Below are 443 nucleotides of genomic sequence, written 5' to 3'. Positions count from 1 at the left end.
CCTGTCAGTATTTCAGAAACTGATACTTGATCATATTTCTTGTCAACCGGAATTTGGGAAGCCGTGCGAAAGATCGGTGCATGACGGAATTGAAGAGAATGGCGACCGAGCCGAGGCGCAGGCCCAAGCAGGAACGCAGCCGCGAGCGCATCGACGCGATCCTGTCGACGACCATGCGGCTGATCGGCGAGAAGGGCATCGATGCCGTCACCATGAAGGAGGTCGGCATGCTGGCGGGCGGGCCGATCGCCACCGTCTATCACTACTTCCCCAACAAGTCGGCGATCCTGGCGATGCTCTATGAGCGTTTCTCCGAAGTCAGCCGGGCGCGGCTGTCAGCGATTGTCGCCGATGTCCGGGAAGCCAAGGACATCATCGTGGCGGCCGACCGGCTGCTCGACGACTATCGCAGCCGCGTTGCCGGCGATCCGGCCATCCAGGAT

At 60.7% G+C, this 443-nt stretch carries 1 protein-coding gene; it reads left to right on the top strand.

The window, feature by feature from the left end; translation table 11 throughout:
* Positions 1–80: 80 nt before the first annotated feature.
* Positions 81–443, top strand: a 363-nt coding sequence (locus EOC93_RS33770; protein ID WP_164759407.1) for a TetR family transcriptional regulator, incomplete at its 3' end; no start/stop codon positions are given.

The sequence above is a fragment of the Mesorhizobium sp. M6A.T.Ce.TU.002.03.1.1 genome (assembly GCF_003997275.1).
GTDB classification, from domain to species: Bacteria; Pseudomonadota; Alphaproteobacteria; order Rhizobiales; family Rhizobiaceae; genus Mesorhizobium; species Mesorhizobium mediterraneum.
The sequence above is the reverse complement of the archived record's forward strand: the minus strand, read 5'-3'. Positions and strand labels throughout refer to the sequence as shown.